12 protein-coding genes are annotated in these 14,446 nt (G+C 26.0%); 11 read left to right on the top strand and 1 reads right to left on the bottom strand.

Features of this window, described 5'->3' with window-relative positions; translation table 11 throughout:
* The first annotated feature begins 6 nt into the window (after positions 1-6).
* Positions 7-1,533, top strand: coding sequence for an AAA family ATPase (locus tag CRU93_RS01785; RefSeq protein WP_129102467.1), 1,527 nt, complete (start codon positions 7-9; stop codon positions 1,531-1,533).
* A 20-nt stretch (positions 1,534-1,553) separates the two neighbouring features.
* On the opposite strand, the gene CRU93_RS01790 is transcribed toward CRU93_RS01785, so the two are convergent.
* Positions 1,554-3,446, bottom strand: coding sequence for an ankyrin repeat domain-containing protein (locus CRU93_RS01790; RefSeq protein WP_129102468.1), 1,893 nt, complete (start codon positions 3,444-3,446; stop codon positions 1,554-1,556).
* A gap of 236 nt (positions 3,447-3,682) precedes the next feature.
* On the opposite strand from CRU93_RS01790, the gene CRU93_RS01795 reads away from it, so the two are divergent.
* From CRU93_RS01795 to CRU93_RS01840, 10 genes are all read left to right on the top strand, one after another.
* Positions 3,683-6,583, top strand: coding sequence for a cache domain-containing protein (locus tag CRU93_RS01795; protein ID WP_129102469.1), 2,901 nt, complete (start codon positions 3,683-3,685; stop codon positions 6,581-6,583).
* A gap of 129 nt (positions 6,584-6,712) precedes the next feature.
* Positions 6,713-8,005 carry a peptidase U32 family protein gene (locus tag CRU93_RS01800; RefSeq protein WP_129102470.1) on the top strand — a complete coding sequence of 431 codons (1,293 nt, stop codon included), beginning with the start codon at positions 6,713-6,715 and terminating at the stop codon, positions 8,003-8,005.
* 1 nt (position 8,006) lies between these two features.
* Entirely contained in the window at positions 8,007-9,305 is a 1,299-nt protein-coding gene (locus CRU93_RS01805; RefSeq protein WP_129102471.1) for a hypothetical protein, read from the top strand.
* A 41-nt stretch (positions 9,306-9,346) separates the two neighbouring features.
* Positions 9,347-9,841: a 5-(carboxyamino)imidazole ribonucleotide mutase gene (purE, locus tag CRU93_RS01810; protein ID WP_129102472.1), complete on the top strand. Its 495-nt coding sequence runs from the start codon at positions 9,347-9,349 to the stop codon at positions 9,839-9,841.
* Positions 9,842-9,845: 4 nt separating this feature from the next.
* Complete coding sequence (locus CRU93_RS01815; protein ID WP_129102473.1) at positions 9,846-10,079, top strand: glutaredoxin domain-containing protein; 234 nt, start codon at positions 9,846-9,848, stop codon at positions 10,077-10,079.
* Positions 10,080-10,961, top strand: a complete 882-nt coding sequence (glyQ, locus tag CRU93_RS01820; RefSeq protein WP_129102474.1) for a glycine--tRNA ligase subunit alpha — start codon at positions 10,080-10,082, stop codon at positions 10,959-10,961.
* Between the two features lies 1 nt (position 10,962).
* Positions 10,963-11,727 carry a Nif3-like dinuclear metal center hexameric protein gene (locus tag CRU93_RS01825; RefSeq protein WP_129102475.1) on the top strand — a complete coding sequence of 255 codons (765 nt, stop codon included), beginning with the start codon at positions 10,963-10,965 and terminating at the stop codon, positions 11,725-11,727.
* Positions 11,720-12,439 (top strand): zinc ribbon domain-containing protein, encoded by a 720-nt coding sequence (locus tag CRU93_RS01830; RefSeq protein ID WP_129102476.1) that lies wholly within the window; start codon positions 11,720-11,722, stop codon positions 12,437-12,439. Before CRU93_RS01825 ends, CRU93_RS01830 begins: the two co-directional genes overlap by 8 nt.
* Before the next feature lie 58 nt (positions 12,440-12,497).
* On the top strand, positions 12,498-13,586 hold the full coding sequence (gene waaA, locus CRU93_RS01835; protein ID WP_258238793.1) for a lipid IV(A) 3-deoxy-D-manno-octulosonic acid transferase: 1,089 nt from the start codon (positions 12,498-12,500) through the stop codon (positions 13,584-13,586).
* Positions 13,579-14,325: an RNA pseudouridine synthase gene (locus tag CRU93_RS01840; RefSeq protein WP_129102478.1), complete on the top strand. Its 747-nt coding sequence runs from the start codon at positions 13,579-13,581 to the stop codon at positions 14,323-14,325. Before waaA ends, CRU93_RS01840 begins: the two co-directional genes overlap by 8 nt.
* Positions 14,326-14,446 lie beyond the last annotated feature (121 nt).

Consider the following 14,446-nt stretch of genomic DNA (forward strand, 5'->3'; position numbering starts at 1 on the left):
TTTACTATGATAAATAGAATTTATATAAAAGATTTTTTATCTTTTGATGAAGTTGATTTAGAGTTTGATAAGGGATTAGTTGTTTTTACTGGGCCTAGTGGTGCAGGTAAATCAATCTTAATGGAGTCTATATTATCTTTATTTGCTATTAAAGAAGCAAAAGCAAAACTTGCAGAAGTTGTACTTAATAGTTCAATTGAAGATGAAGACTTTGATATAAAAAAAGATGATGAAATAGTAATAAAAGAGATAAAAAAAGATAAAACAAGATATCTTTTAAATAATCAAACAATTTCAAAAAAAAGGCTATTAAACTTTTCATCTTTAGTAATTAAACATTTAAGTTTGAAAGATAAAAGTGATTTTGAAAGTGAAAAACTTATTGATTCACTTGATTTATTATGTTCAAAAAATAATAAGTCATTTAATTCATTAAAAGAAAGTTTTGAAAAAGAATTCAAAAATTTATCTTTACTTAAAAAAGAACTAAAAAAATTAAATGATGATGAACAAAAAGTTGAAGAATTAAAAGAATTCGCAAAATTTGAAATAGATAAAATTGAGTCTATTGATCCCAAACTTGAAGAGTATGATGAATTAATAGAAATTAAAAGAAAACTATCAAAAAAAGATAAGATAGAAGATGCTCTTAAAAGTTTAGAGCCAATTTTTGACAATTCACATTTAGTATCTAATGCCTTAGAATTATTAGAAGTAGATAGTTCTTTTTTTGATGATGCAATAAATGAATTAAATAATCATTTTGAAAAGTTCAATGACTCTTTATATGAACTTGAAGAGTTAGATATAGAAAATGTATTAAATAGAATAGAAAAATTATCTTCACTACAAAAAAGATTTGGTTCAATTAAACAAGCATTAGAATATAAAGAAGATAAAAAAAATGAGCTAGAAAAATATGAAAATATCAGTTTTGAAAAAAGTAAATTAGAAAATGATATTAAAACTATGGAAAATATAGTAAATGAATTAGCTCAAAAAATTAGTGATAATAGAAAAAAATCAATAATAACTTTAGAAAAGAGAATAAATCATTATTTAAAATTTCTTTATTTATCAAATGCAAAGATTTTAATACAGAAAAAAGCTTTGGACTTTGCAGGTTTTGATGAAGTAACTTTTGAATTAAATGGAGTTGATTTAGACACTATTAGTAGTGGTGAATTTAATAGATTAAGACTTGCTTTACTTACTTCAATAAGTGAATTTCAAATTGTTGAAAATGGAGTACTATTTTTAGATGAAATTGATGCAAATTTAAGTGGTAAAGAGAGTTCTGCTATTGCAACTGTATTGACTGAATTATCAAAATCATATCAAATTTTTGCAATATCACATCAACCGCAACTTACTTCTACTGCAAATCAACACTTTTTAGTTGATAAAAAAGCTGGAAAGTCTACAGTTAGACTTTTAAATAAAGAACAAAGAGTAAATGAAATATCAAGAATGATAAGTGGTGAGAATATTACAAATGAAGCTTTAGAATTTGCTAAAAATCTTTTAAAATAATTAAATTATGTAAAGCTATTTTATAGCTTTACACTAAACTCTTTTACCATGTTTTCAACTAAAGTTTTCATTTTTAAGTGATCTGCAGGATTTCTTGTATTTTCAAGAAGTGGTCTTAGATTTTTATGGAATTTTTTCAAAAAGTTAAAAATATAATGTGTTTTTCTATATGGGTTATTTACATAAGAACCAGAATCAATTAATTCAACTACAAGTTCATTGTATCCCAAAAATGCTGCATAATTAATTGGTAGTACACCAAATTTATCTGGCTTATTTATTAATTTTTTGTTATATGAATATAAAAGTCTAAATACTTTCACTTTATTTTGCCACATAGCATTATGAACCATATTTCTACCTTTATTATCAACTGCATTTATATCTGCACCTGCATTAATAAGAACTTTTATTGTTTGAATATCATTATCTAAAATTGCTTTATGAAGGGTAATTCCTCCAAAGTCATCTCTAGAGTTTACATCTGCACCTAGACTAATTATATTTCTTAGCATAAGTAAGTAATGTTGTTGGTCAGCTACTCTTCTAAAAGATATATTTTTTGACATATAGTGATAAATAATATTATAGCCGTCTTTATTTTTTTGATTTATATCTGCGCCATATTTAACAAGCATTTTTACTAAGTCAATATTTCCATGCTCAACTGCATCAAAGAAATATGGATTTCCTTCTGAATTTAGCATAGTAAGATTTACTTCACCATTTAATAAAATTTCTTCAAGTACAGATTTATAATTTTCATTTTCATTTATAAACTGTCTTGCTTTCATTTTTAGTTTTTTCTTGTTTCTTAAATGAAGTTCTATTTCGATTAATTTCTCAATTATTGTTTTACCATTTTCATCACTTATATTTGGTCTTGCTCCATAATCAAGTAATAAAGATACTAAATCAATATTTGATTTACCTTTTATTGCAGCAAAAGCTAAAGCAGTCTCATTTTTATCATTTATATAATTGGGATCAACATCATAATCTAATAGTGTTTCAACTACTTTTATATGATTATTTTTTGTTGCTAGCATTAAAGCATTATCACCATTTTTATTACATAAATTATAATCTACATTTTCATCTATAAGCCAAGGTATCATACCTATTAAGTTTTTTACTTTTTCTTTTTCTGTTGGAGGTGTAGAAATGATTTCTTGGATTAATTCCATTAAAACAGTATTACCTTCATAATCTATGTGATTGATATCTGCGCCTTTTTCCAAAGCATATGTAAAAGAATCAATATTTGAAGCACCATTTTTTACTAAATAAAATAGTGGAGTTTTACCTTTATTATCTTCTGTATTTAGATCAATTGATTCTGCTAAAAATTTTATAATATCTGTATTAAGGTATGTATTTGGATAAAAAAGAATCTTTTTATTTAAATCATTCCCTTGAAGTTTAATTACATCTTTTACTAAATCGATATTTTGACTATCAATAGCATCAAAAATAATTGTATGACCATTATCATCAATGTTATCAAGATTTTTAGTAGTAGATTTTAAAAGAACATAAGAATCTTTTTTGTTGTTCTTTAATGCTTCTTGAATAGCTGTTCTACCTTGTGCGTTTACAATATTTGGGTCTGCTTTTAATTGAAGTAAAGTTCTAACTGATTGTGTACAGCCAAGTTTTGCTGCATAAATTAATGGTGTATTTTTATCACTATCTAATGCATTAATATCAACTTTTTTAGATATTAACCATTTAATAGATTCAATCAAATTTGCTTCTGCAACTATATGCAAATAAGATCTATTTTTTTCATCTTTATAATTTATATCAACATCTTTTAGCATAGCATCAGCTTTAGTGTCATTAAATGTTGAACTTTTTAATGCTTCAAGTAAGTCTTCTCTAGTATATTTTTTGAAAAGTCTATTTAACATATATCGTACCTAATTATTAATTGTTTTATAATAGCATATTTATAATTTTCATTGAATTAAAATAAAAAAATAATTTTTGTAAGCATTATAATTTTATTCAATATATTAAAAAATAAATTAATTTTAAATGAAACAAAAATAAACAAAATAAACTTTTTAAAAGAAATGACACTCATAAAGTTGACTTTTTACTATTCTTAAAGATAGAATAATCAATTATATAAAGGAGAATAGGTATGTTGGCTAGATTATCTATAAAAGTTAAACTTTTAATTTTATCATTTTTTACTATTTTTATTATTGCAGTGGTTGTTTCAACTGAATCAATTGTTTCAATAAATAAATTCTCTAATAAGAGTGTAGAAAATTATAAAAATGAAGCATATTCAAAAAAAGAAGCTGAACTAAAAAACTATGTTTCTTTAGCGATTAAAACAGTGAAATCTTATCATGAGAGAACATCAAAAGATAAGATTAAAGATGAAGTGCAAGATTATTTATTAGAACAATCAAATTTTATTTTTTCAATTATTAATGGAGAGTATAATAGATTAAAAAATAAAATGTCAAAAAGTGAGCTAAAAGCACACATAAAAAATCTAGTAAAAGATACAAGATATGGTAAAAATGGTTATTTTTGGATTAATGATACAAATGCAGTTATTGTTATGCATCCTTTAAAACCACAAATAGATGGGAAAGATTTATCTAATTTTCAAGATAAAAATGGAAAAAAGATATTTTCTGTTTTTGCTAAAATTGCAAAACAAAAAGGTGCTGGATATGTAGATTATGTTTGGCCAAAACCTGGCTTTAATAAACCACAAGATAAAGTCTCTTATATTAAGTTATTTAAGCCTTTTAATTGGGTTATTGGTACAGGTGCTTATGTTTCAGATGTAACTGAAAAAATACAAAAAGAAGCACTTACTGCTATTTCAAAAATGAGATATGGTAAAAATGGCTATTTTTTTATTAATGATTCTCATCCAAAGATGATAATGCATCCTTTTAAACCACAGTTAAATGGTAAAGATTTATCAAATATAAAAGATAAAAATAATATGTATTTGTTTAAAGAAATATCAAAAGTTGCAAATAAGAATAGTGAAGGTGGATTAGTTAAGTATTTATGGCCAAAACCTGGAGTTGATAAGCCACAAGAGAAATTTTCATATGTTCAAAAATTTGGTCCATGGGATTGGATTATTGGAACAGGTGCATATGTAAATGATATACAAAATGAAATTATTACTATGCAAAATCATACAGAACAAGAGATAAAGGAGATTATTAGAAATATCTTAATTTATTCATTGATTTCAATAGTGTTAATTTATATACTATATTCTTTTTTGATAAAAAGAACAATAATAAAACCACTTGATAATTTAGATAATGCAATAAATGAATTATCTTCTGATTCAACTAGTAAAACTATTAAAAAAGATTCTGATGATGAAATTGGAAAAGTAGTTGATAGTTTTAATGGGTATATTAATAAATTAAATGAAGATGCAAAACAAGATGAAAAAGTTATTGAAGAGGTTGAAGATGTAATTCAAAAAGTTAATAATGGATTTTATGTTTATAAAGTTCATAGTCAATCATCTAATTCATCAATTTCAAAACTTAGAGAGTCTATCAATTCAATGATTGATAAAACAAATGAGAAGCTAGAAGAGATAAATAATATTCTTGTGGAGTATGGTAATTCCAATTTTGATTATAAATTGGATAACAATAAAAAACATAATGCAAATGGTATTGTGGGATCAATTTCAACAAGTACTGCATTTATAGGAAATACTGTTTCAGAGTTTTTAGCAATGATTACTACTAGTGGAAGAAAGTTAAATTCTGATACTAAGATTTTATCAACAGAAGTTGAGAAATTGGCTAAATCAGCAAATGAGCAAGCTGCTAGCTTAGAAGAAACAGCTGCTGCAGTTGAACAAATTACTTCAATTATAAAATCTAGTACATCAAAAGTAAATGAGATGTCAGTTTTAGCAAATGATTTAAATATATCATCAACAACTGGTAAAAACTTAGCTTCACAAACTACACAAGCAATGGACGATATTGATGCTAAAGTATCTGCTATTAATGAAGCAATAACAGTAATTGATCAAATAGCATTCCAAACAAATATTTTATCTTTAAATGCAGCAGTTGAAGCTGCAACTGCAGGTGAAGCTGGCAAAGGATTTGCTGTAGTTGCGCAAGAAGTAAGAAATCTAGCAAGTAGAAGTGCCCAAGCTGCAAAAGAGATTAAGCAATTAGTTGAAACAGCAGCTTCAAAAGCAAATGAAGGAAAAGTTATATCAAATAATATGATTAGTGGATATACAGAATTAAATGAAAAAATTGATCAAACAATTAAACTTATTGATGATGTCACAACAGGAAGTAAAGAACAAGAAGATGGAATTATTCAAATTAATGATACTATAAATACATTAGATAGAGCTACACAAGTTAATGCAAATTCTGCAAGTCAAATTAGTAATTTATCAAGTGGAGTAACAAAACTTTCAGAAGATTTAAATGCAATTGCACAAAGAGCAAATTTTAATAAAGAAAAAGAAAAACAAATTTGTGATATAGATTTGGTATTTAAAATATCAAAAATAAAAAATGATCATATATCTTTTAAAGATATGAATTTTGCAAAAGTAGGGCAAAAAGATGTTAAATCTTGGAGTGTTACAAAATGTACTGAGTGTGATTTTGGTAAATGGATTGTAAGTGAAGAGTCAAAAGGTAGTATTTTTACAAAAACTGCTAATTGGACTAAAATAAAAGAGTATCACTCTTTAGTTCACAAAAAAGTACAAGAATATATTGATGAAAATGCACAAAAAGCTGAAAATAAACTACTTGCTGCTATTTCAAAAGAAGTTGATGATTGTACAACAAAACTTTTTGAGTGTTTAGACATTGTTAAATTTGAATATTGTACATCAAGTGAAAATTTAAAAAAAGATGATATTTCTAAAGAAAAAACAAAAAATTTAGAAGCTTCTAATAAGAAAATAAATTCTGATACAACTAATATGCAAAAAACAAAGTCTGAAGATAAAACAACTTTTGTTTCAAATTCAAATAATGATGATGAGTGGGAAAGCTTTTAATAGCTTTCTTACTTTTGATAACTTTCTTTTTATTTATATAAAACTTTTAACTTTTTACTAAAATCTTTTTTATAAAAACTTTTGATATAATTGCGAAAAATATATGTGCTAGGTGCACAAGGGATTAATATGATTAAAAAAGATATAGAGTTACTATCACCAGCAGGAAATTTGGAAAAACTTAAAATTGCAATTGCATATGGTGCTGATGCAGTTTATGCTGGAGTTAGTCATTTTAGCTTAAGAATTAGAGCTGGAAAAGAATTCACTTTTGAAACCTTTAAAGAAGGAATTGATTATGCTCATGCAAGAGGTAAAAAAGTATATGCAACTATAAACGGCTTCCCTTTTAATTCTCAAATTGAATTATTAAAAAAACATATTATAAAAATGGCAGAATTAAAACCAGATGCTTTAATAGTTGCTGCTCCTGGTGTTGTAAGACTATGTAGAGAATTAGCTCCGCAAATACCAATTCATTTATCTACTCAAGCTAATGTATTAAATTATCTAGATGCACAAGTTTTTTGGGACATGGGTGTAAAAAGAATTATAGCAGCGCGTGAGATATCTTTAAAAGATGTAAAAGAGATTAAAAAACATCTTCCTGATATGGAAATTGAAATTTTTGTACATGGGTCAATGTGTTTTGCTTATAGTGGAAGATGTTTAGTAAGTGCTGTTCAAATGGGAAGAGTTCCAAATAGAGGAAGTTGTGCAAATGATTGTAGATTTGATTATACACTTTATGCAGCAAATGAAGATCATAGCACATTATTTAGACTAGAAGAAGAGCCAGGTGTTGGTACTTATATTTTTAATTCTAAAGATATGAATTTAGCTTCTCATATGCAAGAAATTCTTGAATCAGGTGCAGTAGATTCAGTAAAAATTGAAGGAAGAACAAAGTCTCCTTATTATGCAGCAGTTACAACTTATGCTTATAGAGAAGCTATTAATGATTATTATGATAATAAATTTGATGCAGATAAATACCAAAAAGAACTTCATACTACAAAAAATAGAGGTTTCACTGATGCTTATTTAGTGCATAAACCATTTGACAAAAATGATACACAAAATCATAAATATGCATTAAGTAAAGGTAGTTATGAAGTAAGTGGACTTGTAACAGAAGATGAAGATCATTTTTATTGTAAATATAAAACATATCCAGGTGATGAAATAGAAATATTTACTCCAATTGGTGTACAAATTCAAGAATGTGATAATGAAATAGGTAAAATTTATAAAAAAGATGATGGTAAATATTATGTTCAGTTTAAAAAGATTTTAACAGATACAAACAAAGAGTTAGAATCAGTTCATAGTGGAAATACAAATAAGATTCAATTGCCATCAAAATTACCTTATTTAACTATGCTACGTGTTAAAAATGAAGAGGAAAGTATAAGTAACTAAAATGGTAATATTTAGAGTTACTGAAAATATAAATATTAAAACTACAGATGGTACTTTGGTTTCTTATGTGAAACTAAAGAATCCATCAAATTTGTTAAATGATACTCTTTATTTAACTACTTATGAAGACTTTAATGACTTAAAATCTGTATTTTCTCAAATTTCAGAAAAGTATCAAGCAAAAGTTATTGTTGAAAAAAGAGTAAGAGAATTAGAGTATTTTCCAAAAGAATTAGGAATTTCAAATGAAAATGAATTTTCAAATATCTCAAATATCAAAAAAAGATTAAAAACAAAAAATAAAGATTATAGTAAAAATTTAGATTATGTATCTTTGCTTTTAAAAAATAAGAATAATTTTGTTGAAGATGAAATAAAAGCTACTTTAAAACAAGATATAAAAATTGCTATACTTGGAAACTTAGGTTTTGATATAGGAGAGATGATTGCTTCATGTACTGCACTTAGAATTTTATATGAAGAGCTTAAAAAGAAGTTTAAGACTGTTAAAATAGAACTTTTTTTAAACTCTTCAGAAAATAAACAATTTTCAAGAGATAAACAAATTTTCTCAAATCAGTATTTTATATCAAATGTTGCAGCTTTATCAATTAGTGTAAAAAAATTATTTAATTATGATTATTTTATAGATACAAGCTTAGTGACAAAACAACCTTACTACAATCAATTAAATTATGTTGATGCGTGGCTTTATAAATTTGGAATAGATTTTAGAAAAATAGCAAAAGAAAGAAAATATAATACATTAGATTTAAGTAAATATAAACCTTCTAAATCAGTTGTTGAAAAATTTGAAGAGTTAAGATTGAAAGGGAAAATCCTTTTATTTCATCCATATTCTGCACATGAAAAAAGGTCTATTCCAAAAGATGTAGCACGAAAAATGCTAAAAGAGTTGTTATTTAAGTTAAAAGATTATGTTATTGTTAGTGCTTTAAGTATAGATGGCGTAGATGATGATGCCTTTGTTGATCTGTCTAGGTTTTCTAAAAATTTCTTAGATTTTGCATATATAATTTCAAACGTAGATAATATTATTACAGTTGATACTTCAACTTATCATATTAGTGATATATTTTTTATTCCAACTATTGTGTTATTTACAACGGAAAATCCTTTAAAAAGAGTATCAAATTATAACTATGTAAAAACAGTTATAATTGATGATAAATCAAAAAATTTATCACTTTTTAAATTTGATGATAATTCCCTTGTTCTCAATAGGTTTGAGAGTTGGCAAAAGTTAAAAATAGGAAAGATTATTAAACTATTAGATTAAATTAGATAAAATAATATACCAAAAAAATTATAAGGAAAATTATGAGCTTTGTTTCTATAATAATGGGAAGTAAGTCAGATTATGAAGTTATGAAAAACTGTGCAGATACATTTGAAAAATTTGATGTAAAATATGAAATGATTGTTTCATCAGCTCACAGAAGTCCAGAAAGAACAAAAAATTATGTTAAGAATGCAGAAGAAAAAGGTGCTGTAGCGTTTATTGCTGCTGCAGGGATGGCTGCTCATTTAGCTGGTGCTTTAGCTGCAACTACAACAAAACCTATTATTGGTGTTCCTATGAAAGGTGGTGCAATGGATGGAATGGATGCTATGCTTTCAACTGTTCAAATGCCATCAGGAATGCCTGTAGCAACAGTTGCATTGGGAAAAGCTGGTGCAGTTAATGCAGCATACTTAGCAATGCAAATTCTTGCAATTTCTGATAAAGAGTTAGCAATTAAATTAAAAGAAGATAGAATCGTTAAGGCTAAAAAAGTTGAAACTGATTCTAATGAAATAGAAGTTATTTTATAATAATATGAAACCTGTCGCATTATTTACAGTACCTAAGTGTAAATGGTGCGATAAGGCTAAAGCTTACTTTAAATCTAAAAATATAAGATATAATCAAATTGACGTATCAAGAAACAAACAAGCATTAAAAGATTGTCAAAAGCATGGATGTAATGGTGCTCCTGTTGTATTAATAGGAAATAGTTGGATCTGTGGTTTTGATAAAGAAAAAATAAATAAAGAATTAGGGATTAAATAGATGATTACATTTTCAAATATGTTATTAAAACTTCAACAATTCTGGGCAGAACAAGGTTGTAATATTGTTCAGCCTTATGATATTCCAGCAGGTGCTGGTACTTTTCACCCAGCCACAATATTAAGAAGTTTAGATTCAACTCCTTGGAGTACAGCATATGTTGCACCGAGCAGAAGACCAACAGATGGTAGATATGGAGAAAATCCAAATAGACTGGGTGCATATTATCAATTTCAAGCATTAATAAAGCCAAGTCCAGAAAATATTCAAGATTTATATTTACAATCTTTGGAGTATTTAGGCTTAGATATATCAAAACATGATATAAGATTTGTAGAAGACAACTGGGAATCTCCAACATTAGGTGCATGGGGTCTTGGTTGGGAAGTATGGTTGGATGGTATGGAAGTTACACAATTTACATATTTTCAACAAGTAGGTGGTCTTGCTTGTGATCCTGTTGCAGTTGAAATTACATATGGAACTGAAAGACTTGCTATGTATTTACAAGGTGTTGATTCTGTATTTGATATTGTATGGAATGAAAATGAACATGGTAAAACAACATATGCGGATGTACATAAAGAAAGTGAATATGAGTTCTCAACTTATAACTTTGAAGTAGCAAATACACAGATGTTATTTAGACATTTTGATGATGCATTTAATGAGTGTAAATCTTGTTTAGATGCGGGGCTTCCTTTACCTGCTTATGATCAATGTATGCTTGCTTCTCATGCATTTAATACACTTGATGCAAGAAAAGCAATTTCTGTAACTGAAAGACAAAATTACATTTTAAAAGTAAGAGAATTAGCACAAGGTTGTGCTGTTTTATATAAACAGCAAGAACAAGATAGATTAAAAAGAGTTGGAAGATAAATTGAAAATAATAGATATTTATAATATTTTAGATGAAATTTCTCCTTTTTATTTACAAGAAAAATGGGATAATAGTGGACTATTAGTTGGAAATAAAAATGATGAGATAGAAAAAATATATGTAAGTATTGATTTGGATGAGGAGTTTTTACATGTAGTGGATGAAAATTCACTGATTATCACTCATCATCCTTTAATCTTTTCACCTCTTAAAAAAGTTAATTTTGATAATTATTGTACAAAGTTATTAAAAATTTTAATTCAGAAAAATATTGCATTGATATCAATGCATACGAATATTGATAAAACGCACTTAAATATGTATGTTGCAAAAGAGATATTAAATCTAGATGTAATTGAAAAAAATGATGTAAATGAGTTCATTATATATGCTAATGTAAATAAGAATTTTGATGAGTTTTTGAAAGATATTACATCTAAATTAGATATTAAATCAACAAATGTTGTAAAATGTAATCAAGAAGTAAAAAAAGTAGGAATAGTAACTGGTGCTGGCATGTCTTTATTAGATGAAGTTCAAGCAGATTGTTATTTGACAGGAGATATCAAATATCATGAAGCAATGGATGCAAAATCTAGAGGAATATCATTAATTGATATAAGACATTATGAAAGTGAAAAGTATTTTAATGCCCTTTTAGTAGGGTTATTAGAAAAAAATTTGAAAAAAAATAAATTAAAAGCTATAATATCAGCTTCGAAAAATCCATTTAAGTTTTGTATACAAGGAGAAACAGTTGAATAAATATTTAGAGGAACTAGTTAAATTATCTAAATTTGATACTAAGATTAGTATGTTTGAACCTCAAATTGAGAACGAAAAAGCAAAATTAGCTACATTTGTAGAGACAGCAGAAGCAATTAAAACATCAATTAATGATATATATGTACAAATTGATGATGTTAAATCTAAAAGAACTAAAAATAATATCCATTTAGCAGAATTAAAAACTAAATTAGATGATATTTCAAAAAAACATAATGAAGTTCAAAATGAGAAAGAGTTAAAAGCTTTACAATTAGAAGAAGAGATTACTAAAGAGCAAATTTCATTTGCAAATGAAGAGATTATTAGACTTGATGAAATAACAGAAGAAAAAGAGTCTCAATTAAAAGAAGCAAAAGAGAAATTAACAGAAGAAGAGGAATCTATTAAAGAGATTCAAACTGCTGTTGATGAAAAAATAGAGCAGATAAATCAAGAAAGAAATTCTGTTTATCAAGAAAGAAGTGAATTATTAGAAAAATTTGATAATAAAATCTTAACTTTCTATGAAAAAATTAAAAGATGGGCGAAAGATACAGCTGTTGTTCCAGTAAAAAAACAAGCTTGTTATGGATGTTTTATGAAAATAAATGACAAAACTTATGCGGAAGTGATTAAATCAGAAGAGATTGTAAACTGTCCACATTGTGGAAGAATCCTTTATAAAGAAGATGAAACTGAAGAGGCTTAATTTGCGCCTCTTTTCATTTTTTTATTATATATTAGCAATTATTGTTTATATAATTGCAATGCCTCTACTTTTAATAAAATTAAAAAATAAAAAATACCAAGTAGCAATTCCTTCAAAATTTTTTTTAAAAAATAATCCAAAGTTTGATAATGAAGATAAAATATGGTTTCATAGTTGTTCAATGGGTGAGACTATTGCAATTAAGCCTTTAATAAAAGAGTTTAGCGATTGTAATATTTCAGTAATAACAAATACTGGGTATGAAGAGGCATGTAAACATAGTAAAAATGTAAGGTATTTACCTTATGAGTTATTTTTACCTTTTTGGATAAATAAACAAAAAGCATTGGTTGTAATGGAAGCAGAACTTTGGTTTATGCTTTTTTATATTGTAAAAAGAAAAGGTGGAAAAACCTTTTTAATTAATGCAAGAATATCTGATAAATCATATAACTCATATAGAAAAATGAGATGGTTTTATAAATATATATTTAAAAATATAGATAAGGTATTTGCTCAAAGTGAAACAGATAAGCAAAGACTTGAATATTTAGGTGCAAAAAATATTGATGTTATTGGAAATATTAAACTTGCACAACTTCCAAAAATAACAAAAAAGTTTGAAAAAACTAAACAGACTTTAATTACAGCTGGAAGTACCCATGAAAAAGAAGAAGAGTTGATTTTAAACTCATATGATAGAAAATTTGGAAAATTAGTAATAGTTCCAAGGCATCCTGAACGATTTGAAAAAGTAAATAACTTGATTAAAAATTATTGTAAAGAAAAAAATTTAAAATATCATAGATTTTCACAAAATGAGAGTTTTGATTCTGATATAATATTAGTTGATAAAATGGGTGAATTAAATAATATATATGCAATATCAGATGTTGTTATTTTAGGAGGTGGTTTTGAAAAAATTGGTGGACATAATCCAGTTGAACCAGCATTCTTTGGATGTAAAATTATAAGTGGTAAAGAGATATTTAATCAAAAATCACTTTTTGAATGTATTGATAACTATTATTTAGTACAAAATGATGAGTTGAGAAACTATTTAGAAAAAATAGATGAGTTAAAAATACCAAAATTAGCAAAAGCAGGCTCAGTTGAGCCAATAATAAAGGAATTAAAAAATGTATGATAAAGCGTACAAACTTTTGGCAAAACAAGAAAATATATCTAATTCAAAAGCAAAAGAGCTTATTGATAGAGGTTTAGTAAGAGCAGGCGGGAAAAAAATTGTAATCGCAAGAGGTGAAATAAAAGAAAATACAAAATTCACTGTGAAAAAACTTGCAAAAATAAATACAATATTTGAAGATGATGATATTTTAGCAATAGACAAACCAGCATATATGACTACAGATGAAATTCAAGATAAGTATAGTGACTTCTTTTTATTAAACAGACTTGATAAAGAAACAAGTGGAGTTATGCTTTTTGCAAAAAACGAAGAGTTTCAAAAAAAAGCAATTAAAGAATTTAAAGAAAATAGAGTTTATAAAGAGTATGTAGCTATAGTTGAAGGTAAAGTTATTGATGAAATTGTTATTGATAAACCAATATTAACAATTAAAAATAAAGGTGTAGCAAAATCAAAAATTGATGTTAAAAAAGGTAAGCCTGCAACTTCGACTATTTATCCAATGTTTGTAGAAGGTAATAAGTCTAAAATTAAAGTTGTAATTGATACAGGTAGAACTCATCAAATTAGAGTTCATCTAAATCATCTAGGTTATCCAATTATCGGTGATTCAATTTATGGTAAAATAAACCCAAATGTAAATAGAGTTTTATTGCACTCAAAAGTTACAAAAATATTTGATTATGAATTTGAATCTCAAGAACCAAGAGAATTTAAAGTGTTTGACTTTAACTAAAATTTAAGTTTTTAAAAAAATACGAATCCCTATAAATAGGGATTCTGAAAAGTAATAAAATTAATTTAAACTTAATTTATACCCTATTTAAACTATCTTAAAGTAAATAAACAGTAAAATC

Origin of the sequence: Arcobacter sp. CECT 8985, from assembly GCF_004116495.1 — a bacterium.
In the GTDB taxonomy this organism is placed as follows: Bacteria; Campylobacterota; Campylobacteria; order Campylobacterales; family Arcobacteraceae; genus Malaciobacter.